Below are 22,449 nucleotides of genomic sequence, written 5' to 3'. Positions count from 1 at the left end.
GCATCCTGAGGAGACCATGAACGAAGTTCCGCTCAAATACCGTGTGCTGCTGATCGAGGACGACGATCGCCTCGCGCAGCTCGTCCGCGAATACCTCGACGGCTATGAATTCGCGGTGACGGTCGTGCGGCGCGGCGACCTCGCCGTCGCCGCGGTGCGCGAGCACCAGCCGGCCCTCGTGATACTCGACCTGATGCTGCCGAATCTCGACGGCATGGAAGTCTGCCGGCGCATCCGCGCGTTCACCAACGTCCCCGTGCTGATCCTGACCGCGCGCGCGGACGTGTACGACCAGGTCGCCGGGCTCGAGACCGGCGCCGACGACTACGTGACGAAACCGATCGAGCCGCGCGTGCTCGTCGCGCGCGCCCGTGCGCTGTTGCGCCGCGCGCAGCCGGCCGCGGCGGAAGCGAGCGCCGTCGCGCCCGACGCGCTCGTATTCGGCGAACTGACGATCTCGCCGCCGAACCGCACCGTCACGTGGCGCGGCGAGCCGGTCGAGTTGAAGACCGCCGAATTCAACCTGCTGCTGATCCTCGCGCGCGCGGCCGGCACCGTGCTGAGCCGCGACGACATCCTCAAGCAGTTGCGCGGCATCGAATTCGACGGGCTCGACCGCTCGGTCGATTCCGGCATCTCGAAGCTGCGCCGCCGCTTCGAGGATGCGTCATCGGAGCCGCACAAGATCAAGACGATCTGGGGCCGCGGCTACCTGTTCAGCCCTTCTGCGTGGGACGAGTAAATGCTGCGCCCGTTGCTCCGGTTGTACCTCGTCGTGATCCTGTGCGTCGGCGCGTCGATCGTCTTCATCCAGCTGTCGTTCGACCGGATCTTCTACGAGCGCGTCGCGCAGGCGCAGCGCGACTCGCTGACGACCTACGCGTTCGTGCTGAACGATTACCTCGAGCGCCATCCGGGCGCGCAGCGCGAGCTCGCGTTGCGCGAATTGGCGCTGCACGGCCGCGAAGGGTTCGGGTTCATGTCGATGGCCGACGCGCGTGCGCGACTGAGCGGCGCGCCGCTGCGCGATCTCGATGCCGGCAGGATCGCGATCAGCTACGACGGCAAGGACTACTACATGCCGCTCGCGGACGGCTCGGTGCTGCATGCGCGGCCCATCGAGGCGGCGGATCTCGACATCCGCATCTATGCGTACATGCTGCTCGCGCTCGCGACGCTGTTCGCGGTGGTGCTGTGGATTCACCATCACTGGCGCGACATTCGCCGGCTGCAGGACGCCGCGCGCGCATTCGGCGCCGGGATGCTGTCGACGCGCGTGAAGCTGTCGGGCAAGTCGAACATCTACGAGCTGTCGCAGCAGTTCAACGACATGGCCGCGCGCATCGAGGCGTCGATCAAGCAACAGCGCGAAATGATGCACGGCATCTCGCATGAACTGAAAACGCCGCTCGCCCGGCTCGAATTCGGGCTCGCGCTGCTCGCCGATCCCGACGAAACCGGCCGGATGCGCGAGCGCCGCGACGCGCTGCGGCGCGACGTGCGCGAACTCGACGAGCTCGTCACCGAATTGCTGACGATCGGCCGGCTCGAACAGGGCGCGAGCGAACTCGCGCCGATGGAGGTCGTCGTCGACGCGCTGCTCGACAGCGTCGCCGGCAACGTCGCAGACGACATCGCCGATCGCGGCATCGCGCTCGACGTGTCGACGCTCGACGCGCCCGCGACCCACGTCTGCGATCCGAAGCTCGTCGCCCGTGCCCTGCTGAACCTGATCCGCAACGGCGCCCGCTATGCGTCGCGCAAGGTCGTGCTGGCCGCCACGCGAGATCGGTCCGGTGCGCTCGTGCTGAGCGTCGACGACGACGGGCCGGGCATCCCGGCCGCCGAGCGCGCCCGCGTGTTCGAACCGTTCCAGCGGCTCGACTCGAGCCGCGACCGGCAGACCGGCGGCTTCGGGCTCGGGCTTGCGATCGTGCGACGCGTCGCGCAGGTGCACGGCGGCGACGTGCGGCTCGAGGATTCGCCGCTCGGCGGCGCACGCTTCGTGATCACGTTGCCCGTGCGGGCGCTGCCGGACAGCCTGTTCGACGTTGCGAACCCGCACGCCGATAGGCGCGGCCGCCACGGCACGGGCACGGTCATCCCGTTTCGATGAAGACGAACCACGGAACTCGGCCCGCCCTCGCCTGACAGCGCCCGCGTTCAGCGCCGCCGCAGCAGCGCGACGAAGAACAGGCTGCCGAACAGCGCGGTCACGATGCCGATCGGCAGATCTTCCGGCGCCGCGAGCGTGCGCGCGGCGACGTCGGCCCACACGAGCAGGATCGCGCCGACCAGCGCGGCGACCGGCAGCAGCCGGCCGTGCTCGGCCCCGACGACGCGACGGCACAGATGCGGCGTCACGAGCCCGACGAAGCCGATCGCGCCGCTCACCGCGACCATCGCGCCCGTCGCGAACGACGCGACGACGAACACTTCGCGCCGCATCCTGGCGCTCGGCACGCCGAGCGACGCGGCGGCGACATCGCCCGACATCAGCGCGTTCAGTTCGCGCCGACGCGCATGGAGCGCGCCGCCGGCGAGCACCGCGCACACGGCCGGCACCGGCAGCAAGTCCCAGCGCGCGAGCCCGACCCCGCCGAGCATCCAGAACAGCACCGACGACGCGGCCCGTTGATCGCCGAGGTACAGCAGCAGGTTGCCGAACGCGGCCATCATGAACGACACCGATACGCCCGCGAGCAGCAGCCGGTCCGATTCGAGCCGGCCGCCCCGGTAAGCGAGCGCGACCACGCAGGCGGTGGCCCCGAGCGCGCCCGCGAAAGCGGCGGCCGACAGCGTGAACGGGCCGAACGCCGCGCCGGCCACCACCGTGACCGCGATCGCGCCGAGCATCGCGCCCGCGCTCACGCCGAGCAGGTGCGGATCGGCCAGGCGGTTCGCGGTCGCCGCCTGCAACGCGACGCCGACCGCCGCCAGCGTCGCGCCGACGATCGCGGCCAGCAGCGCACGCGGCATCCGGATCAGCCAGACGATGCTGTCGTCGCCCGCGCCCGCCGCGAACGCGTCGGCGCCGCCGAACGCCGACGCGACGTGCGCGGCGACGATCCGCACCGCGGCCGGCATCGCGATCGGCGCGGGGCCGAACGCGGCCGACACGACGATCGACACGATCAGCAGTACGGCCAGCCCCGGCAGCACCACCCGCATGCCGGGCCGCGCCGCCTGCCCGCGCACGCTCACCGTGCCGCTCCGGCAAATGCGGCCGGATACAGCGCGCGGGCGAGCGTCTCGACGGCCGCGACGTTCTCGGGGCCCGGCGTCGCGGCATCGTACGGAATCACGACGAAACGCCGGTCGCGAATCGCGGCCACGCGTGCGAGCGCCGGCTGGCTCGTCAGGAACTGCTGCTTCTGCGCGGCCGTGATCGCCGAATAGTCGACGATCACGATCACCTGCGGGTCGCGCGCGACCACGCTTTCCCAACTCACCTGCGTCCAGCTGCGCGGCACGTCGGCCATCACGTTGCGCGCGCCCGCCGCCGCGAGCAACGCGGTCGGCATCGCGAGCCCGCCCGCCGTCATCGGCTTGTCGGTGCCGCTGTCGTAAACGAACACGCGCAGCGGCGCCGGGCGACCGATCGTGCGCGACACCGCCGCGAGCCGCGCGCGCATCGCGGCGACGACTTGCGCGGCGCGCGCCTCGACGCCGAAGATCCGGCCGAGATTGTTCAGGTCGCGGAACACGTCGTCGAACGATGCGGCCGACTGCTTCATCACGTGCGAACACGATTCGGTCAGTTCGTACGTGCGGATGCCGAACGGCGCGAGCGTCGCCGGCGTCACCGCCCCGCCGACATGCATTCCGTAGTTCCAGCCCGCGAGATAGAAATCGGCACGCGCGGCGGCCAGCACTTCCAGCGACGGATACTGGCTCGCCAGTTCGGGCACGCCGCGCAATGCGTCGCGCACGCGCGCGGTGCCCGTCTTCCAGCCGCCGATGCCCGTATAGCCGACGAGCCGGTCCTTCAGGCCGAGCACGAGCATCATCTCGGTGAGGTTCACGTCGTTGCTCACCGCGCGCGTCGGCGCGCGCTCGAACGTCACGTCGCGATCGCAACTGCGTACGGTGACGGGATAGGCCGCCGCGTGAACGGCCGCGCAGCCGAGCACGGCAGCGGCGACGAACCGGCGGGAGACGAAGGACGGAACAGGAAACGGCATGGCGGTCATTCCGGGTGAAGCGGCGTGATGCGCGGGCGGCCCGTGACGGGATGGCGATCGACGAGCGCGGCGACGCCGAACACGTCGCGCAGCAGCGCTGCGGTCAACACCTCGTCCGGCACGCCGGACGCGACGACGCGGCCGTGCGCGAGTACATGGAGCCGGTCGCAATACGCGGCCGCGAGATTGAGGTCGTGAATCGTCGCGAGCGTCGCGATGCCGAGGCGGCGCACGCGCGCGAGCAGTTCGAGCTGGTGACGCAGGTCGAGATGGTTGGTCGGCTCGTCGAGCAACAGCAGGTCGGGCTGCTGCGCGAGCGCGCGGGCCAGCAGCGCGCGCTGCTTCTCGCCGCCCGACAGCGACGAGAAACGCTGTGCGCGACGCTCGACGAGACCGACATCGTGCAGCGACGCTTCGACGATCCGCCGATCGTCGGCCGACTCCGCATCGAACGGCCGCTTGTGCGGCGTGCGGCCCATGCCGACCAGTTCGTCGACCGTCAGTCCGAAATCGTCCGGCGTTTCCTGCTGCAGCACCGCGATGCGCTGCGCGAGCGCACGCGGCCGCATGCGCCACACGTCCTGCGCGTCGAGCGCGACGCGGCCCGCGTCGGGCCGCGCGTAGCGGAACACGCAGCGCAGCAGGCTCGTCTTGCCGCTGCCGTTCGGGCCGACCAGCCCGACGAACTCGCCTTCGGCAACCGTCAGCGTCACCGAATCGAGCACGTCGACCGCGCCGCCGGGAGACCAGCGCACGCGTTCGATGTCGAGCATGTGAGTGACGGGGCGCATGTCGTGCCGCTTCAGAAGCGCATCGTCGCGACGAGCTCCGCCGAGCGCGACGGACCGAGCAGCCATTGCTCGCCGCCATTCGACGTCGTCACCGCGTACGTGCGGTTCGCGAGATTGCGCAGATACAGCGTGAGCTCGGTGCGCGACGTCGGCTGCCAGCGCAGCGACGCATCGAACACGGTGTACGACGGCACCTGCACGCGATTCGCGTCGTCGCCGTAGGTCGGACCGACGTAACGCACGCCCGCATTCGCGTGCCAGCGCTCGGCGAACGCCCAGCCGAGCCACAGGTTCGCGGTCTGCTGCGGCACGCCGGACGGCACGTTGCCGGCCCGCGACACCGTCGCGCCGCCGACGGTCTGGTTGAATGCGTCGTAGCGCGCATGCAGCAGCGCGACGTTCGCATCGATCGTCCAGCCGTGCGGCAGCCGCGCGCCGCCGGTCAGCTCGACGCCGCGCGACGACTGCCGGCCGACCTGCTGGCGCAGCGCCGGATTGAACGGATCGGTGCTGAGCAGATTGCGCTTCGTGATGTCGTACACCGCGACCGTCCAGTACGCGCGACCGTCGAGCAGCGTCTGCTTGAGCCCGGCTTCCCACTGCTCGCCGGTCGCGAGCCGGTAATGCATCTGCGAAGCGGACAGCGTCACGAGCGAGCCGACGCCCTCCGCACCCGTCGTGTACTGCGCATACGCGCTGAACGTCGGCGCGATGTCGAACACGAAACCGGTACGCCAGCCGACGTTCGCGAACCGCTTGTCGAAGCCCGCGCCGGTTGCCGCCTGTTCGCGGCTGAACGCGATGTGGTCGTAGCGCAGGCCGCTCACCCACGCGAGCCGCGGCAGCACTTCGAGCCGGTTCTCCGCGAATACCGCCGCCTGCCGCGCGCGCGTGCTGAACTGCGGCACGGTCGGGTCGGGGCTCGTGAAGACGCCGGGATCGAAGCCGTGCGCCGGCACGGTCGTTTCGCCGCCATACGGTGAATTGTTGGTACCGCTGAACGTGATCTGGCTGAATTCCGTGCCGACGACGAAGCGGTTTGCGCGACCGAACAGCATCCCGTCGACGCGCGCGCTCAGCCGGTCGCCGATCTGCCGCTGATGGTGCCCGATGTCGAGATAGTCGCCACGCGTGACGCGCCCGGACGCCGGGTCGAGCACGTACGATTCGGCGTTGCGCCAATGGCGGTTGGACGTCAGATAGTAAAGCTGGTTGTCGATCGTCACGCCGAGCGCCGGCCGGTAGCGGGCCGACAGGCGCGTCCACTGGTCGTAGTACGAAATCGTCGCGTCGCCGACTGTGTAGTTCAGCTTGCGCAGCGACGGATCGAGCACGCCGTTCGGCGCCGGCACGCCATAGTACGTCGCGGGCATCTGCCTTCCGTAGTCGTAGTCGAGCGTCAGCGCAAGCTGCGGGCTCACGTCGAGCGTCAGCGCGCCGCCGACGGCCGTCGTATGCGTATCGGCCCGCTCGGCGAGACCGTTCGCGCGCGCATCGCTCGCGTAGAAGCGGTACGACAGCCGCGGGCCGAGCGCGCCCGTCGTATCGAACGCGAAGCGCTTCGCGCCGTCGGGGCCGACGCCCGCCTGCAGCGTCGTCTCGCGCGTGCGCTGCGGCCGCTTCGGCACCACGTTGACGACACCGCCGATCGCCCCTTCGCCGTACAGTACCGATGCCGGGCCGCGCAGCACCTCGATGCGCGCGACCGACCACGTGTCGAACGGAAACGTGATCGTGCCGGCCGCCGGCATCAACCGGACGCCGTCGAGCAGCATCATCACCGACTCCTGCCCGCTGAAGCCGCGCACGCTCGACGCGGTGCCGCCGGTGCCCGGCGCGATCGCGCTCGAAAAGCCGGCCGTGCGCGTGAGCGCGTCGAGCACCGTGCGATCGCCGCGTGCTGCGATCGTGTCGGCCGTGACGGTTTCGACGCTTGCGGGCGTGTCGAGGCTGGCAAGCCCGAGCCGCGAGCCCGTTTCGAGCGGTTGCGTCAGCGGGTCGGACGGCGCGGACGACGCGGTGACGCTGATCGCCGGCAGCGCATGCCGGTCGTCCGGCGCCACTGCGGCGGCTTCGGCGGCCAACGCGCCGGTGGCGGCCATCGCGCAGCCCAGCAAGGTCGTGCAACTGCGTGCCGCGCGTGCGCGCGAGGCGCCCGTGTGCCGGCGCGTCGCGGCATGGCGCCGCTCCACGTGCGCCGCGGTGTGTCCGATTCTCGTCACGTCGTATCGATCTTCGTAGCTGTCGTCGCACGCGGCCGACCCGGACAACCCGGCCGGCCGGCGACGAAAACGTCAGATGATATAATATATCAACTTGATCCGTCAGGATTTTGACAGCTTGGGTTGTCGCCCTGCGGCCGGTTGCGCATCGCGTACTCGTGCGGGTACTACACGACCGCGCTCGACGCCGGCCCCTATGTCGCGCAACGGCGGACCGATCGCGACCGTTTGCCCGCGAAAGCCGCGTGCTCCGCGCTTCACTTCGGCCTGCGTATCGTTCGCGAACTGCTGCAGAAACGGTTCTTCGTTACATGGACACGCCGTTCTACACGCTCGACTACGACTTCGTGCTGAATCGCGCGCAGGGTGCCGCATGATCCGGCACGGCGTGACGAAGAAAGTTGCCGGCGCAACCGATCACGAACGCACCGTAGCGCGTACCGCGGTGAAGACTGCCTTCGAAAGCCTGCGCGGCCACCGCCGCGCCGCTCAGCCGCCGGTCTTGAACGCCGGCAACTGCTGCCCGAGCCGCGCGCCCATTGCCGCGCCGAGCGCCTGCAGCGCATTGAACGGCCGGATCATGACCTCGAACTCGACGATCCGGCCGTCGTCGTCGAAGCGGATCATGTCGATTCCCCTCAACGCCTTGTCGCCGACGGTCGCGCCGAACTCCAGCACGACGCTCTTGCCGTCGTCGGTCGCGAACTGGCGGTGATACGTGAAGTTCTCGAGGATCGTGATCACCGTGCGCAGCGCCATCAGCAGCGCAGGCGCCGGCCCGTACGGCTTGAACGCCATCGGCGAACGGAACACGGCGTCCGGATGGACGATCGATTCGAGCGCGCCGAAATCCTTGCGCTCGACCATCGCATGCCATGTTTCGAGCGATTTCGCGACGGCGGGATGAATATGCAGCGGGGAGGATGTCATCGAAGTCTCCAGCATCGAGGTTGGACGGAACGTAAAACGAATCGGCATCAAAGGGTCGCGGCCAGCGTCGTACCCTGATGAATCGCACGCTTCGCATCGAGTTCGGCGGCCTCGCATGCGCCGCCGATCAGATGCACGCGGCATCCGGCGGCCTGCAGTTGCTCGGCCAGCTCGCGCGACGGCTCCTGCCCCGCGCAGATCACCACGTTGTCCACCGGCAGCGTCTGCTCGACGCCGTCGATCGTCACGTGCAAGCCGTCGTCGTCGATGCGCCGGTACGTGACCGCCGACGACATCCCGACGCCGCGCGCCTTCAGCGCCGTGCGGTGAATCCATCCGGTGGTCTTGCCGAGCCCGTCGCCGACCTTCGACGCCTTGCGTTGCAGCAGATGCACGTGCCGCGCCGCCGGCTCGGGCCGCGCGCGGGCAAGCCCGCCGGCATTCGCATACGACCTGTCGACGCCCCATTCGCCGAAGAACCGGTCTGCGTCGGGCCGCTCGGCGCCGTCGCGATGGACGAGATACTCGGCGACGTCGAAGCCGATGCCGCCCGCGCCGACGATCGCGACGCGGCGGCCGACGGCCTTGTCGTCGCGCAGCACGTCGAGATAGCCGAGCGTCTTCGGATGCTCGACGCCGTCGATCGGCGGCGTGCGCGGCACGATGCCCGTCGCGATCACCACTTCGTCGAATTCGCCCTGCAACAGCATCTCGGCGGTCGCACGCGTATCGACGTGCAGCGCGATGCCGCGCAGTTCGATCTGCCGACGGAAATAGCGCAGCGTTTCGTCGAACTCCTCCTTGCCGGGCACCTTCTTCGCGAGGTTGAACTGGCCGCCGATCTCGGCGCCGGCTTCGTACAGCGTGACCGCGTGACCGCGTTCGGCCGCCGTGACCGCGAAGCCGAGGCCCGCCGGCCCGGCGCCGACCACCGCGATCCGCTTGGGCCGCGGCGCGGGTCGGATCACGAGCTCGGTTTCATGGCACGCACGCGGATTCACGAGGCACGACGTGATCCTGCCGCTGAACGTATGGTCGAGGCACGCCTGGTTGCAGCCGATGCACGTGTTGATTTCGTCCGCGCGCCCTTCCCGTGCCTTGCGGACGAATTCGGCATCGGCGAGGAACGGCCGCGCCATCGACACCATGTCGCAATAGCCGTCGGCGAGCAGTTGCTCGGCGACTTCCGGCGTATTGATCCGGTTGGTCGCGACGAGCGGAATGCCGACCTTGCCCATCAGTTGCCGCGTCACCCACGCGTAGGCGGCGCGCGGCACCTTGGCCGCGATGGTCGGGATGCGCGCCTCGTGCCAGCCGATGCCGGTATTGAGGATCGTCGCGCCGGCCGCCTCGATCGCCTGCGCGAGCCGGATCACCTCGTCGAGCGTCGAGCCGCCTTCGACGAGATCGAGCATCGACAGCCGGTAGATGACGATGAAGTTCGCGCCGACGCGCTCGCGTACGCGCCGCACGATCTCGACCGCGAAGCGGATGCGGTTGTCGTACGCGCCGCCCCACGCATCGTCGCGATGGTTCGTGCGTGCTGCGATGAATTCGTTGATCAGGTAGCCCTCGGATCCCATGATCTCGACCCCGTCGTAGCCCGCGTACTGCGCGATCGCCGCGCAGCGCACGAAATCGGCGATCGTCTCGTCGACCTCGTCACTGCTCAACGCATGCGGCGTGAACGGGTTGATCGGCGCCTTCAGTGCGCTCGGCGCCGCGAGCGCCGGATGATACGCGTAGCGGCCGAAATGCAGGATCTGCAACGCGATCGTGCCGCCTTCCGCATGCACCGCGCGCGTCACGACGCGATGGCGTTCGGCTTGCGCTTCGGTCGTCAGCACCGCGCCGCCCGGCGCCGGACGGCCGCGCTCGTTCGGCGCGAAGCCGCCCGTGACGATCAGGCCGGCCTCGCCTCGCGCCCGCTCCGCATAGAACGCGGCCATCCGCTCGAAGCCGTTCGGCGCTTCCTCGAGACCGACATGCATCGCCCCCATCAACACACGATTCCTGAGCGACGTGAAACCGAGCTCGAGCGGGGTCGTCAAATGCGGGTAACGGGATGTCATCGGGCGTCTCCATTTTTATGCAACAAGTTGCACGGATGGTAGCCCGTCGATTCCGTTTATGCAACATGTTGCATAAACGTGCGTTGCCGTTTGTGCTGCAGCCCCGATATGGCAAGATGCGGTTCATTGCGCAGCCTCCTTCGATCCGACATGTCCCTGCCTCACGCGCTTCTCACCGCCCTCGCCGAACGCCCCGGTTCGGGGTCCGAGCTCGCCGACCGTTTCGATCGCTCGATCGGCTATTTCTGGCAGGCGACGCACCAGCAGATCTATCGCGAACTCGGGCGCCTCGAGGAAATGGGCTGGATCGAATCGCTGCCTGCCGAGTCCGGCCGCGGCCGCAAGCGCGCGTACCGGATCCTGCCGGCCGGCAAGAAGGAATTGCGGCGCTGGATCGTCGAACCGGAAGATCCGACGCCGCTGCGCGAGGCGCTGATGGTGCGCCTGCGCGCGGAAGCCGTGCTCGGGCCGGCCGGCCTCGAGAATGAGATCCGGCGGCGCATCGCGCTTCATCAGGAAAAGCTGGACGTGTATCTGCAGATCGAGGCGCGTGATTTCTCGGCGGCCGGCGATCCGGCGGCCGGCGGTCCGGCGGCCGACGATTCGACCGCCGGCGCTTCACGCACGAAGCGCCTGCAGCATCTGGTGCTGCAGGCCGGCATCGCGAACGAGCGGTTCTGGGTCGAGTTTTCGCAGCATGCGCTCGACACGCTGCGCCTGCCGAAGGATTGAAGGCACCGGCGAAGGACGGGCGGCATTCGTTTCGGCACCGCGCGGCATCGTGCGCCCGACTGCCGGGTCACGACGCCTTCACCGCGGGTCGCACCGCGCCCGCTTTCGTGAAACACCCGCCGCACGGCCCGCGTTGAATCGCCGCGCGGCGAAACCGGATCACGCGTCCGGGAAAATCACCACCTTGCCCTTCACCTGCCGGTTCGCCATCCGCGCGATCGCGTCGGCCGCGCCGGCCAGCGACACGCGCTCGGTGATCGCGGGCCGCACCTTGCCGGCCGCGAACCATTCGGCGAGCAGCCGCATGTTCGCGGCATGCTGCGCCGGATCGCGCCGCACCGCATCGCCCCAGAACACGCCGAGAATGTCGCGCTCCTTCAGCAGCGCGAGGTTCAGCGCGATCTTCGGGATCTCGCCGGCCGCGAAGCCGACCACGAGGAACCGGCCGCGCCACGCGGTCGCGCGCAGCGCCGCTTCGCTGCTCGCGCCGCCCACCGGATCGTAGACGACGTCGGCGCCGCGCCCGCCGGTCAGCTCGTCGACGCGGCGGCGCAGGTCCTCGGTCGCATAGTCGATCGTCTCGTCGGCGCCCGCTTCGCGGCACAGCGCGAGTTTGTCCGCGCTCGACGCGGCCGCGATCACGCGTGCGCCGAGCGCTTTCGCGATCTCGATCGCGGCGATCCCGACGCCGCCGGCCGCGCCCAGCACGAGCAGCGTCTCGCCCGCCTGCAGGCGCGCGCGCTGCTGCAATGCGTGCAGCGACGTACCGTAGGCGAGCACGAGCGCCGCGCCCTGCTCGAACGTCATGCCCGGCGGCAGCGCGGCGAGCTGGTGCGCATCGGCCACGCACTGCTCCGCGAACCCGCCGTGTCCGGTAAACGCCATCACCGAATCGCCGGGTCGCCACGCGGTGACGCCCTCGCCGACCGCGTCGATCACGCCGGCAAACTCGGCGCCCGGCGAAAACGGCAGCGCCGGTTTCACCTGATACAGCCCCTGGACGATCAGCGCGTCGGGAAAATTGAGCGATGCCGCCTTCACCCGGATCCGGACCTGCCCGGCAGCCGGTTCGGGAATCGCGACGTCCTCGATGCGCAAGCGATCGATCGGGCCGAATGCGGTACACAACAGGGCTTTCATGCGCTTCTGTCTCCTTGCGCGGCGTAGCCGCGCATCGGTGCGGTGGGTGGGATACCCCCGCGCGGCCGGTTCACGACGCGCATGCGATGGCCATCGGCATCGGCAAGATCGTCGGTATTCCGGAATATCGTTGAAACCACGTTCAGAACCACGCGTCGCGCATGTCGAGCGTCGTCGTGTCGACGCTCGACAGCAGGTCGAGCTGCGCATCCACCTTCGGCAGTTCCCAGCGGAAAAAGTAACGGGCCGCCGCACGCTTGCCGTCGTGGAAATCGCCGTCGTGTCCGTGCGCGGCGAGCGTCACGTCGAGCCAAAGCCATGCGACGACGAGATGGCCGAACGCTTCGAGATAGACGCTCGCGTTCGCCAGCCGCGTCTGCGGATCGCCGATCGCGCTCAACTGGCGCGTCACGTCGCATAGTCTCGTCCAACGCCGGACCAATGCATCGGCCTGCTCGCGCGTGCCGGCAGCCAGCGCTCGCGCGCGCTCGACGGTCGCGCCGATCCGCACATCGAGCGCGTGCAGCGACGCGCCGTCGTCCTGACTCACCTTGCGGCCCAGCAGGTCGAGCGCCTGGATCCCGTGCGTGCCTTCGTGAATCGGATTCAGACGATTGTCGCGATAGAGCCGTTCGACCGCGTAGTCGCGCGTGTAGCCGTACCCGCCGTGCACCTGGATCGCGAGATCGTTCGCGGCAAGACACCACTGCGACGGCCAGCTCTTCGCGATCGGCGTCAGGATGTCGAGCAGGCGCGCGGCATCGGCGCGCACCGCCGCATCGTCGTGCGCGCGCGCTTCGTCGACCTGCCTCGCGCAATACAGGATCAGCGCGAGACCGCCTTCGACGTAAGCCTTTTGCGCGAGCAGCATGCGCCGCACGTCCGGATGGTCGACGATCGGCGTCTGCGGCGCGGCCGCATCCTTGCCGCGAGGCCCGAGCGGGCGCCCTTGCGGACGGTTGCGCGCGTAGTCGAGCGCGTGCAGATAACCGGTATAGCCGAGCGCCACCGCGCCCGCGCCGACCCCGATGCGCGCTTCGTTCATCATGTGGAACATGTACGCCAGACCTTGATTCGGCTGGCCGACCAGGTAGCCGATCGCGCCCGCACGCCCTTGCGGCCGATAACGCGTCCCTTCGCCGAAATTCAGCAGGCAATTGGTCGTGCCGCGATAGCCCATCTTGTGGTTCAGCCCCGCGAGCACGACGTCGTTGTGCTCGCCGTTCGCGTCGGCATCGGCGCCGGTCAGGAACTTCGGCACGATGAACAGCGAGATGCCGCGCGTGCCGGGCGGCAGCCGGCCGTGTTCGTCGGGAATCTTCGCGAGCACGAGGTGGACGATGTTCTCCGCCAGCTCGTGCTCGCCGCCGGAAATCCACATCTTGTTGCCGGTCAGCCGGTAGCGTGCGCCGAGCGGCGAATCGCATTCGAAATCGGCGCGCGTCGCAATGTCGGACAGCGACGAACCGGCTTGCGGTTCGGATAGACACATCGTGCCGAGGAAACGCCCTTCCAGCTCCGGGCGGGCGAACGCGTCGATCTGCGCGGCGCTGCCGTGCGCGACGAGCAGGTTCGCATTGGCGACGGTCAGGAACGGATACGCGGCCGTCGCGATGTTCGCGGCCTGAAAGAACAGGAACGACGCGGCTTCGACCAGTTTCGGCAAGCGCATGCCGCCGAGCGCTTCGTCGTGACCCGCGGCGATCAGCCCGGCGTCCGCGAACGCGCGCACGGCCGGTTCGACCTCCGGGATCAGCGTCACGCGGTCGCCGTCGAACCGCGGCTCCTCGCGGTCGCCGCGCGCCGCGTGCGGTGCGAACAGGTCTTCGGCAATCCGCTCGCTGGTGTCGAGCACCGCATCGAAAGTCTCGCGACCGTGCTCCGCGTAGCGCGGCAGCGCGGCGAGCGCCTCGGCGTCGAGCCAGTCATACAGCAGGAACGCGAGATCGCGTCGCGACATCAACAGACTCATCGTGCTGCCTCCCGGGCTACCGGCCATGTCAGCCGAATGTAGGGTTGCGTGACTGCAAGTGCTGGCAGGAATTTAGCACGGTCGTTCGCAAACGACAACGCCGTGCGTCAGGGCCGGTTCACACGAATCATGGGTCCGGTGTTCAGGGCGTCGAGAGGGGGCCGGGCCGCACGATGCGGCCCGGCGCGGGACGGTTACCGCGTCAACCCGCCTGCGGTTTCGCGAGCTGATCGGCAATCGGCAGGCTGCGGATGCGCGTGCCGGTCGCCGCGAAGATCGCGTTGGTCAGCGCCGGCGCAACGGGCGGCAGGCCCGGCTCGCCGACCCCGCCGAGCGGCGTCGCGAAATCGTCCGGCGCGACGAGATGCACGCGGATGTCGCGCGGCGCCTCGTTCATTCTCAGCACCTGGAAGCCGTTGAAGTTGCTCTGCTCCGGACGGCCGTCCTTGAACGTGATCTCGCCGTGCAGCGCGATGCCGAGCCCCATCACGACGGCGCCCTCGAGCTGCGAGCGTACCCGTTCAGGATTGACCTGCGGCCCGCAGTCGATCGCGATGTCGACGCGCGGCACCGAAATCCTGCCGTCCGCACCGACCTGCACCTCGCACACCACGGCCGTATACGACACGAAGCTGCGATGCGCGGCGATCCCGAGCCCGTGCCCCTTCGGGAGCTTGCGCCCCCACCCGGCTTCGCGCGCGACCGTCTCGACCACGCGCCGCAGGCGCCCGGTATCGACCGGATACAGCGCGGGATCCTCGCCATAGTTCACGTTCTTCACCGTGATGTGCGGCTCGAAACGCCGCGCAGGCCCGATCAGTTCGAGCAGGAAATCCTTCGGATCGCGACCGGCGGCATGCGCGAGCTCCGACACGAAACTCTGGATGCCGAACGCATGCGGGATGTTGTACACCGAGCGGAACCAGCCGATCCGCGTGTGCGCTTCCGCGGCCGGATTCTCGATCCGCACGTTCGGAATCGCGAACGGCAGATCCGCGATGCCTTGCGCGAGCTCGCCCGGCTGCTCGTGCACGACGCCGGCGCGAAACGTCGACTGGATCGACGGCGCGACCGTGCGATGCCGCCACGCGATCACCTTGCCCGACGCATCGATTCCGCCGTCGAACACTTCGAGCGACACCGCGTGAAAGTAGTCGTGCGCGATGTCGTCCTCGCGCGTGAACGTCAGCTTCACGGGCGCGCCGACCGCCTTCGACAGCAGCGCGGCTTCCACCACGTAATCGGGCTTCGACTTGCGGCCGAAGCCGCCGCCGAGCAGCGTCACGTTGACCGTCACGCGCTCGGTCGGCAACGCGAGCGCCTTCGCGACCTCGTCGCGCGTGGTCTGCGGCGCCTGCGTGCAGGCCCACACTTCGCAGCGGCCGTCGGCCACCCGCGCGACGGCCGCGGGCGGCTCCATCGTCGCGTGCGCGAGATGCGGAACGTAGTACGTCGCACGCACGCGTTTCGCGGCGCCGGCAAGCGCGGCGGCCGCGTCGCCGTCGTCGCGGATCACGTCGCCCGGCTGCGCGGCGGCCGCTTCGAGCGTCTTGCGATACGCAGCCGAGTCGTAGTCCGCATGCTGCCCGCGCTTCCAGTCGATCTTCAACTGCGCGCGTGCCTGGATGGCCGTCCACGTATCGCGCGCAATGACGGCCACCCCGCCGAGCGGCTGAAAACCGGACGGCAGCGGCGCCGACGCCAGCTGCACGACCTTGACGACACCCGGCAGCTTCTCGGCGGCCGATGCGTCGAACGACCCGACCGTGTCGCCGTAGGCCGGCGGTCGCGCGACGACCGCATACAGCATGCCGTCGAGCCGCGTATCGATCCCGTACCGCGCACGGCCGCCGACGATGTCGCGTCCGTCGATCAACGCCGTCTTGCCCTTGCCGATATAGCGGAACTCGGCCGGCGCCTTCAACGCGAGCGTCTTCGTATCCGGCACCGGCAGCGCGGCCGCTTTCGCCGACAGCTCGCCGAAGCCGAGCTTGCGCCCGCTCCCGGTATCGACGACCTCGTGCACCGTCACCTTCACCCGACCCACGTCGACGCCCCACACGGCAGCCGCCGCCTGCGCGAGCATCGTGCGCGCGGCCGCGCCCGCACGGCGCAGCGCGGCGAAGCTCTGGCGCAGGCTGCGCGATCCATCGGTGTTCTGGTTGCCGTACCGCGGCTCGTCGCCGACCGCTTGCGCGACCTTCACGCGCGCCCAGTCCGCGCCCAGCTCGTCGGCCACCACGAGCGCGACGCTCGTGCGCACGCCCTGTCCCATCTCGGAGCGGATGCAGGTCACCGTGACGGTGCCGTCCGTTGCGATCGCAACGAACAGGTTCGGATCGTCGCGCAGTCCGTGCGGCATCCCCGCGCCGCCATACTGCGGATTCGCGCTGACGGGTGGCTGCACCGGGGCAGCCGCGTGGGCGAGCGACGGCACGCCGAACGCGAGCAACAGCCCGCCGGACGCGAAACCGAGCAGCAGCGCGCGACGGCTTTCGTTGCGGACGGAGAGTTCGGGCGCGCTCATGCATCACCCCCTCGGCGCACGGCAAGCCTGATCGCCGCGCGAATGCGCGTATAGGTGCCGCAGCGGCAGATGTTGCCGGACATCGCGTCGTCGATGTCGGCGTCGGTCGGATGAGGATTCGTCTTCAGCAGCGACGCGGCCTGCATGATCTGCCCGGACTGGCAGTAGCCGCATTGCGCGACGTTCAACTCCTGCCACGCCTGCTGCAGCGGATGCGTGAGGTCCGTCGACAGCCCCTCGATCGTCGTCACGCGCTTGCCCGACGCCGCCGCGACCGGCGTGATGCACGACCGGATCGCCACGCCGTCGAGATGCACGGTGCACGCACCGCACAGCGCCATCCCGCAGCCGAACTTGGTGCCGGTGTGGCCGAGCACATCGCGCAGATACCAGAGCAACGGCATGTCGGGATTGCCGTCGAAGTGCTGCTCGCTACCGTTGACGGTCAGCGTGATCATCGTTCACCTCCTGGTTGCGACGCCCGCCGGGCAGGCATCGGGTGGGGATTCGAACGGCGCGGCTCACGTTCCGGACGATCAGGCAGGCGTGGCGCCGTTTCGTCGACCGTGTCGCGTGCAGGCACGGTCGGGCAGATGCCGCGAACGCCGCTGTCGGCCGGTTGCCTGCGCAACCTTTCAATCTCGCTCCGGTCAGCCGTTCGTCCGCATGGATCGCCGTCCGCATTATCGAACCATTTCGGATTCGGCGTCGGATCGGCGCGATTCGGGCGTTTCGGGCAAACGGGGAGAAAGCACGCCCCGGAACGGGACGTGTCGGTGGCATGACTTTGAATGCGTCGGGGAAATGCGCTTCGGGTCGTCACGTGCGAGCATCGCCCGACCTTGCGGCCGGACCGGATGCCCGACGTTCACGCCGAACGCGCCGGAGCGGGCTACCGCGCGCTCCGCGTCACGGCGACCGCAACGCCTGCAGCCCGAGCGTGAGCGCGTTGAACGGCATCTCCGTGGCGCCCATCGAGAAACTCGTCGTCTTCGTGGGCGCCCCGGGCGTACGCATCAGCGCATGAACGATCCGCTCGCTCGCATGGCCGTCGCCGTATGGATTGCTCGCACGCGACATTTCCTCGTATGCGCTCTCGCTATCGAACAGCCGCGACGCCTCCCAGACGATCCTGTCCCGATCGGTGCCGACGAGCCGCGCGGTACCGGCCTGAATCGCCTCGGGCCGCTCCGTCGTCTCGCGCGTGACGAGCACCGGCTTGCCGAGCGCCGGCCCTTCTTCCTGAATGCCGCCCGAATCCGTGATGATGAAATGCGCTCTCGACATCAGGAATACGAACGAAAGATATTCTTGTGGCTCGATCAGGTAGATATTGGGAATATCGCCGAGCCGCGCGCGCGCCGGCTCCCGCACGTTCGGGTTCGGATGCAGCGGATAGACGAACTGCGCATCGCGATAGCGGCCCGCCAGCGTGCACAGCGCATCGCAGAAATGCCGGAACGGTTCGCCGAAACTTTCCCGGCGGTGGCCGGTGACCAGCACGACGCGCCGCGACGGTTCGAGAAACGGGAAGTACGCGGCGATCCTGTCCGACAGCGCGGCGGTGCGATCGAGCATGCGCTTGACCTCGTGCAACGCATCGATCACGGTATTGCCGGTCAGCGACACCGCGCCGCCCGGTACGCCTTCGCTCAGCAGGTTGTCGCGCGCCAGCCCGGTCGGCGCGAAATGCCACGACGACACCGCATCGGTCACGCGGCGATTCAGCTCCTCCGGCCACGGCGACCAGATGTCGCCGCTGCGCAAGCCGGCCTCCACGTGACCGACCGGCAGATAGCGATAGAACGCCGCCAGGCTCACCGCGAGCGTGGTCGTCGTGTCGCCGTGTACCAGCACGACGTCCGGCCGAAATTCGTCGAAGACGATGCCGATCGCCTGAAGAATGCCGGTCGTCACGTCGGTCAGCGTCTGGCCTTGCCGCATCAGGTTGAGATCGTAGTCGGGCTTGATGTCGAACAGCGTCAGCACCTGGTCGAGCATTTCCCGATGCTGCGCGGTCACGCATACCCGGGCGTCGACGTCCGCTTGCACCTTCAGCGCACGCACCAGCGGTGCCATCTTGATGGCCTCCGGCCGAGTCCCGAACACAAGCAAGATCTTCTTCATCGTTATCCTCGTTTTAGCCGCTTCGTGCCCGGCGATCCAGCACACGGCGCGAAGCATGTATTCGGGCGGCGCATCCCGTACCCGCGTGCGATCGACACGCGGCGGTGTTGCGGGGCGAGCGCGCTGCCTCGTCCGCGCGGTCCGGGCCGCGCGAATCGTCGTGCTACCGGCGTCCCGTTGCATTGAATCGATCACGTCATGAGCCGTTCCTCGCCGTGTCGAGCGTCACGTCCTCCCACTACAGCAATATTCAAACCAGCCGGCCCGCATCCCGGCCTGCATCGTTGCACGGCCATCGCGTACGGACGGTGCGTTACGGAATGTTTCACAACTGCTACGGACACTCGCATCGCCGCTTCGACACGACGACGACAAACGGCCGGACGCTCGCGCGGTCCGTCCGACGACGTCGTCCGATGAATCGCACGTGCATGTCGAGCGCCCATGACGAAGCCAATCGCGTATACCTTTCGACGCGCTTTGCGTCGCCTCGATTCGCCACTTTCGTCTGTGCAGTGCACCGCACGCACCCGAGCGTCGACTACCGTCGCGCGCACCGGATTTCCCGCCACCCGACGGGGCTTGCGTCACACGAATCGCGGCGGCGGGAAATGTTGCGAATGTGTAACGCTGAGCCGAAATCCGAAAATACATCGGAGTCCCGTCTATTCGTCGCATGTGACGGCGGTTCCCGTTCCGACCGCTCGACTGACGCGCACACGATGCACGATGCACGGCGGTCAGTCGCACCAAGCCGCACCCGGCACGGCGACGTCGACGGGCACGACGACCCGGTCGCCGCGCGACCTGCTCGCTGCGTGCGATCGACCGCCAGCGGCTGATGCAACGCGCGCACGCTGATTCGTCGGTGAATCAAAACGCGTCGACTGCACGCCTGCCGCATCCGTTCCCCGCGCGCGACCCCTTGCTGCGCGGGGCATCGCGGCAGATGGCTCACGCCTTGCTTAACGTCAGACGGGTGCGTCCCGAAGCACTCGCATCGCAGCAGACAGATGGGGACGCCACAGCAACGAAGCCGGGAGGCGACGCCACGCGTCCGTCCGGGGGCAACCGATCACCGCCCCAGTGCGACGAATGCGCGACCGCTTCCCATTGACATCCGCGCGATCCACGGAGCGCCTTCTGCTCTCATCGGTCGTCGCTGCGGGCACGGGGACCAGAACATGAAGCAAACGCGGATGGCGTCACGCTGCGAGCAAGGCATCCTGCTGCTGATCGTGCTTGCCTGCTCGCTGATCGTGCGCGACACCGCATTGCAAGCGATCGCCGAACCGGCCCGGTTCGACTTGCCCGCCGCACACGCCACCCACGCCGCAACCACCCGGATCGCGATGGAGCGCACCGCGCTCGACAGCGCGACGCTCCCGCCCGCCGCACCGGCCTCGCCCGATCCCGATGCGTCGCTCGCTCCGCTGTCCGCCGCCACGCCGGACGTCACGTTCGACCCCGAACTGCTGCTGATGCCGTGCGTCGCGTATCTGTGGCTGTTCACGCTGTTGACGTGCGGGTATGCCGCACGGCATTACGTATTCAGCCTCGACCGCCTGTTCAAGCCGCAGCGCGCGCCCTACCGGACGATGACCCACGGCGATTGGCCGCGGCTCACGGTCTTCGTCGCCGCCCACAACGAGGAAACCGTCATCGTCGACTGCCTGATGGCGCTGCTGGCCACGACCTATCCGCGCGACCGGCTGACGATCGTCCCGGTCAACGACCGCTCGACCGACAACACGCGCGCATTGATCGACGAAGTCCGGGCACTCGCGCCCGAGCTGATCCGGCCGTTTCACCGCGATACCGGCAAGCCGGGCAAGGCAGCCGCGCTGAAGGACGCGCTGCGCTTCATCCGCGGCGACATCATGGTGGTATTCGACGCCGACTACCTGCCGCGTCCGGGGCTGCTGAAGGAACTGGTCGCGCCGTTCTTCGATCCGGAAGTCGGCGCGGTGATGGGCCGCGTCGTGCCGCAGAACGCCGACAGCAACCTGCTCGCGCGGCTGCTCGATCTCGAGCGCGCGGGCGGCTACCAGGTCAATCAGCAAGCGCGCAACAATCTCAACCTGGTGCCGCAGTACGGCGGCACGGTCGGCGGCATCCGCAAGGGCGCGCTCGACGCCGTGGGCGGCTGGTGCGACGACACGCTCGCCGAAGATACCGACATGACCTACCGGCTGCTGCTGAGCGACTGGCGCACGGTCTACCTGAACCACGCCGAATGCTACGAGGAAGTGCCGGAGCGCTGGGCCGTCCGCGCCCGGCAACTGACGCGCTGGGCGAAGGGCCACAACCAGACGATGCTGCGCCATCTGGTCCCGGTGCTGCGCAATCCGCTGATCTCGCGGCGCTGCCGGCTCGACGGCGCGCTGCTGCTCGGCGTGTTCGCGATGCCGGCGCTGCTCGCGCTCGCATGGAGCGCCGCGCTCGCGCTCTACCTGTTCAACGGCGTCAACTCGACCACCCTCGGTCTGCTCCTGTCGCTGTTCGCGCTGTTCTCGTTCAGCACCTTCGGCAACTTCGGCGTGTTCTTCGAGATCGTCGTCGCCGCGCGGCTCGACGGCCGCGCGACGCGCCTGCGGCTCGTGCCGGTCAACGTCGTCGGCTTTTGCGTGACGATTGCGGCGGTCGTCTCCGCACTCTGGGGACTCGCGCTCGACGCCGCGTTCCGCCGCGAGCTGAAATGGGACAAGACCGAGCGTTTTCGCCGACAGTTGAAACCGGAGCGATGAGCGATGACGACCTTCAACGTGATGGTGCCGGTGGCCGGCGTGCTCACCCTGCCGTTCCTGCCGATGCTGCATGAACTGATCCGGCGCAGCGACGTCGCGGCGCTGCCGATCGGCGACGGGCCGTTCGTCGATCAGGCGCTGCTCGCCGCGCGCTGGCACGACGCGCTGCGCGCGCACGTGGCCGGCACGCCACCGGCGGATGCGTCCGTCGCGCCGCCTTGGCAAGCGCTCGGGCTGGCCGTCCGGCATGACGAGGCGATCCATGTCGCACGCGACGCGCATCGCGACGACGTGCTCTACGCCAGCCGCGCGATCACGCTCGACGATGGCGCGCGAGCGGCCTACGCGTTCGCCGACGAGCACATCGACATCCGCGCCGGCGCGACGATCGGCACGCTCGCGCATGCGCCGCTGATCGACGTCGACGACGCGGTGCTCCGTGGCGTCGTGGTCGGCGGCACGCTGCGCCTGCGCGGCGCCGGCGGCTTCGCGTGCCTGTATGGCGAGCCGATCGTCTTCGGCGCGGCGCCCCGCGCGCGCCCCGCGGACACACCGGCCGCCCCGCGCCGCGCGGTCTCGCTCACCCGCCACTTCGCATCGCTGCCGCATCGCTTCCTGCACGGTCGTTACCTGCTGCCGTGCGACGTTCGCCTGCCCGCGCATACGGTCGTGCAAGGCAACCTGATCGTCGAAGGGACGCTCGTCCTCGGCGAAGGCTGCGTGCTGCGCGGCAGCGTCAAGGCGCATCGCGTCGAACTCGAGCGTCACGCGTTGCTGCACGGCGCGGTATTCGCGCGCGACGACGTGTTGCTCGCCAACGCGAGCTGCATCGACGGCGTCGTGTCGGCCGGCGGCCTGCTGCGGCTGACGGGTGCGCGCATCGGCGTCGCCGGACATCCGGTCAGTGCGTGCGCGCGCGACGTTTCGGTCGTCGATCATGCGTGCGTGCATGGCGATCTCGTTGCGTGGCGCAGCGGCTGGTTCCACACGTCCCGTTAAGGAGCG

Annotated in this window: 16 protein-coding genes; 5 read left to right on the top strand and 11 right to left on the bottom strand. The window is 68.9% G+C overall.

Translation table 11 applies throughout. The annotated features are described in order from the left end of the window. Window positions 1–16: 16 nt before the first annotated feature. A complete protein-coding gene (locus WS54_RS19945; protein ID WP_034207003.1) occupies window positions 17–742 on the top strand; it encodes a response regulator in 726 nt (241 codons plus the stop codon). Further along, window positions 743–2,116, top strand: a complete 1,374-nt coding sequence (locus tag WS54_RS19940; protein ID WP_059782697.1) for an ATP-binding protein — start codon at window positions 743–745, stop codon at window positions 2,114–2,116. It abuts the gene before it with no gap. Window positions 2,117–2,163: 47 nt separating this feature from the next. On the opposite strand, the gene WS54_RS19935 is transcribed toward WS54_RS19940, so the two are convergent. The 6 genes from WS54_RS19935 to WS54_RS19905 form a co-directional block, all read right to left on the bottom strand. Beyond that, window positions 2,164–3,204: a FecCD family ABC transporter permease gene (locus WS54_RS19935; RefSeq protein ID WP_059782696.1), complete on the bottom strand. Its 1,041-nt coding sequence runs from the start codon at window positions 3,202–3,204 to the stop codon at window positions 2,164–2,166. After that, window positions 3,201–4,193, bottom strand: a complete 993-nt coding sequence (locus WS54_RS19930) for an ABC transporter substrate-binding protein (RefSeq protein ID WP_059782693.1) — start codon at window positions 4,191–4,193, stop codon at window positions 3,201–3,203. The genes WS54_RS19935 and WS54_RS19930 overlap by 4 nt, the downstream gene beginning before the upstream one ends. Continuing rightward, window positions 4,190–4,975 carry an ABC transporter ATP-binding protein gene (locus tag WS54_RS19925; protein ID WP_059782772.1) on the bottom strand — a complete coding sequence of 262 codons (786 nt, stop codon included), beginning with the start codon at window positions 4,973–4,975 and terminating at the stop codon, window positions 4,190–4,192. The genes WS54_RS19930 and WS54_RS19925 overlap by 4 nt, the downstream gene beginning before the upstream one ends. 11 nt (window positions 4,976–4,986) lie before the next feature. Continuing rightward, window positions 4,987–7,077, bottom strand: a complete 2,091-nt coding sequence (locus WS54_RS19920) for a TonB-dependent receptor (protein ID WP_059782775.1) — start codon at window positions 7,075–7,077, stop codon at window positions 4,987–4,989. Between the two features lie 609 nt (window positions 7,078–7,686). Next, window positions 7,687–8,127, bottom strand: coding sequence for a nuclear transport factor 2 family protein (locus WS54_RS19910; RefSeq protein ID WP_059782770.1), 441 nt, complete (start codon window positions 8,125–8,127; stop codon window positions 7,687–7,689). 47 nt (window positions 8,128–8,174) lie between these two features. Beyond that, entirely contained in the window at window positions 8,175–10,199 is a 2,025-nt protein-coding gene (locus WS54_RS19905) for an oxidoreductase (RefSeq protein ID WP_059782691.1), read from the bottom strand. Between the two features lie 150 nt (window positions 10,200–10,349). Here WS54_RS19905 and WS54_RS19900 point away from each other — a divergent pair, with 150 nt between their 5' ends. Further along, window positions 10,350–10,931 (top strand): PadR family transcriptional regulator, encoded by a 582-nt coding sequence (locus WS54_RS19900; RefSeq protein ID WP_179955222.1) that lies wholly within the window; start codon window positions 10,350–10,352, stop codon window positions 10,929–10,931. A gap of 159 nt (window positions 10,932–11,090) precedes the next feature. On the opposite strand, the gene WS54_RS19895 is transcribed toward WS54_RS19900, so the two are convergent. The 5 genes from WS54_RS19895 to wecB form a co-directional block, all read right to left on the bottom strand. Then, window positions 11,091–12,071, bottom strand: coding sequence for an NADPH:quinone oxidoreductase family protein (locus tag WS54_RS19895; RefSeq protein WP_059782687.1), 981 nt, complete (start codon window positions 12,069–12,071; stop codon window positions 11,091–11,093). 142 nt (window positions 12,072–12,213) lie between these two features. Further along, window positions 12,214–14,043 (bottom strand): acyl-CoA dehydrogenase, encoded by a 1,830-nt coding sequence (locus WS54_RS19890; protein WP_059782684.1) that lies wholly within the window; start codon window positions 14,041–14,043, stop codon window positions 12,214–12,216. Window positions 14,044–14,245: 202 nt separating this feature from the next. Then, the gene (locus tag WS54_RS19885; RefSeq protein ID WP_059782682.1) at window positions 14,246–16,570 is read right to left on the bottom strand and encodes a xanthine dehydrogenase family protein molybdopterin-binding subunit; all 2,325 of its coding nucleotides are present in this window, start codon (window positions 16,568–16,570) and stop codon (window positions 14,246–14,248) included. Next, window positions 16,567–17,028: a (2Fe-2S)-binding protein gene (locus WS54_RS19880; RefSeq protein ID WP_034206991.1), complete on the bottom strand. Its 462-nt coding sequence runs from the start codon at window positions 17,026–17,028 to the stop codon at window positions 16,567–16,569. The genes WS54_RS19885 and WS54_RS19880 overlap by 4 nt, the downstream gene beginning before the upstream one ends. A 451-nt stretch (window positions 17,029–17,479) precedes the next feature. Beyond that, window positions 17,480–18,697, bottom strand: a complete 1,218-nt coding sequence (gene wecB / locus WS54_RS19875; protein WP_034206990.1) for a non-hydrolyzing UDP-N-acetylglucosamine 2-epimerase — start codon at window positions 18,695–18,697, stop codon at window positions 17,480–17,482. Window positions 18,698–19,881: 1,184 nt separating this feature from the next. Between wecB and WS54_RS19870 the strand changes: the two genes are divergently transcribed. Together WS54_RS19870 and WS54_RS19865 are read left to right on the top strand one after the other, a co-directional pair. Further along, window positions 19,882–21,444, top strand: coding sequence for a glycosyltransferase family 2 protein (locus tag WS54_RS19870; RefSeq protein WP_059782681.1), 1,563 nt, complete (start codon window positions 19,882–19,884; stop codon window positions 21,442–21,444). Between the two features lie 3 nt (window positions 21,445–21,447). Further along, window positions 21,448–22,443: a polymer-forming cytoskeletal protein gene (locus WS54_RS19865; RefSeq protein WP_059782678.1), complete on the top strand. Its 996-nt coding sequence runs from the start codon at window positions 21,448–21,450 to the stop codon at window positions 22,441–22,443. The last annotated feature ends 6 nt before the right edge of the window (window positions 22,444–22,449 follow it).

This window comes from Burkholderia sp. NRF60-BP8, from assembly GCF_001522585.2.
Classification (GTDB): domain Bacteria; phylum Pseudomonadota; class Gammaproteobacteria; order Burkholderiales; family Burkholderiaceae; genus Burkholderia.
Note: the sequence above shows the minus strand (reverse complement) of the source record. Positions and strands in the feature narration are given on the sequence as shown.

Coding starts and splice junctions, on each gene's coding strand:
- WS54_RS19945 (WP_034207003.1), top strand. CDS start 17: ATGAACGAAGTTCCGCTCAAATACCGTGTGCTGCTGATCGAGGACGAC.
- WS54_RS19940 (WP_059782697.1), top strand. CDS start 743: ATGCTGCGCCCGTTGCTCCGGTTGTACCTCGTCGTGATCCTGTGCGTC.
- WS54_RS19930 (WP_059782693.1), bottom strand. CDS start 4,193: ATGACCGCCATGCCGTTTCCTGTTCCGTCCTTCGTCTCCCGCCGGTTC.
- WS54_RS19925 (WP_059782772.1), bottom strand. CDS start 4,975: ATGCGCCCCGTCACTCACATGCTCGACATCGAACGCGTGCGCTGGTCT.
- WS54_RS19920 (WP_059782775.1), bottom strand. CDS start 7,077: ATGGCCGCCACCGGCGCGTTGGCCGCCGAAGCCGCCGCAGTGGCGCCG.
- WS54_RS19910 (WP_059782770.1), bottom strand. CDS start 8,127: ATGACATCCTCCCCGCTGCATATTCATCCCGCCGTCGCGAAATCGCTC.
- WS54_RS19905 (WP_059782691.1), bottom strand. CDS start 10,199: ATGACATCCCGTTACCCGCATTTGACGACCCCGCTCGAGCTCGGTTTC.
- WS54_RS19900 (WP_179955222.1), top strand. CDS start 10,350: ATGTCCCTGCCTCACGCGCTTCTCACCGCCCTCGCCGAACGCCCCGGT.
- WS54_RS19895 (WP_059782687.1), bottom strand. CDS start 12,071: ATGAAAGCCCTGTTGTGTACCGCATTCGGCCCGATCGATCGCTTGCGC.
- WS54_RS19890 (WP_059782684.1), bottom strand. CDS start 14,043: ATGAGTCTGTTGATGTCGCGACGCGATCTCGCGTTCCTGCTGTATGAC.
- WS54_RS19885 (WP_059782682.1), bottom strand. CDS start 16,570: ATGAGCGCGCCCGAACTCTCCGTCCGCAACGAAAGCCGTCGCGCGCTG.
- WS54_RS19880 (WP_034206991.1), bottom strand. CDS start 17,028: ATGATCACGCTGACCGTCAACGGTAGCGAGCAGCACTTCGACGGCAAT.
- wecB (WP_034206990.1), bottom strand. CDS start 18,697: ATGAAGAAGATCTTGCTTGTGTTCGGGACTCGGCCGGAGGCCATCAAG.
- WS54_RS19870 (WP_059782681.1), top strand. CDS start 19,882: ATGAAGCAAACGCGGATGGCGTCACGCTGCGAGCAAGGCATCCTGCTG.
- WS54_RS19865 (WP_059782678.1), top strand. CDS start 21,448: ATGACGACCTTCAACGTGATGGTGCCGGTGGCCGGCGTGCTCACCCTG.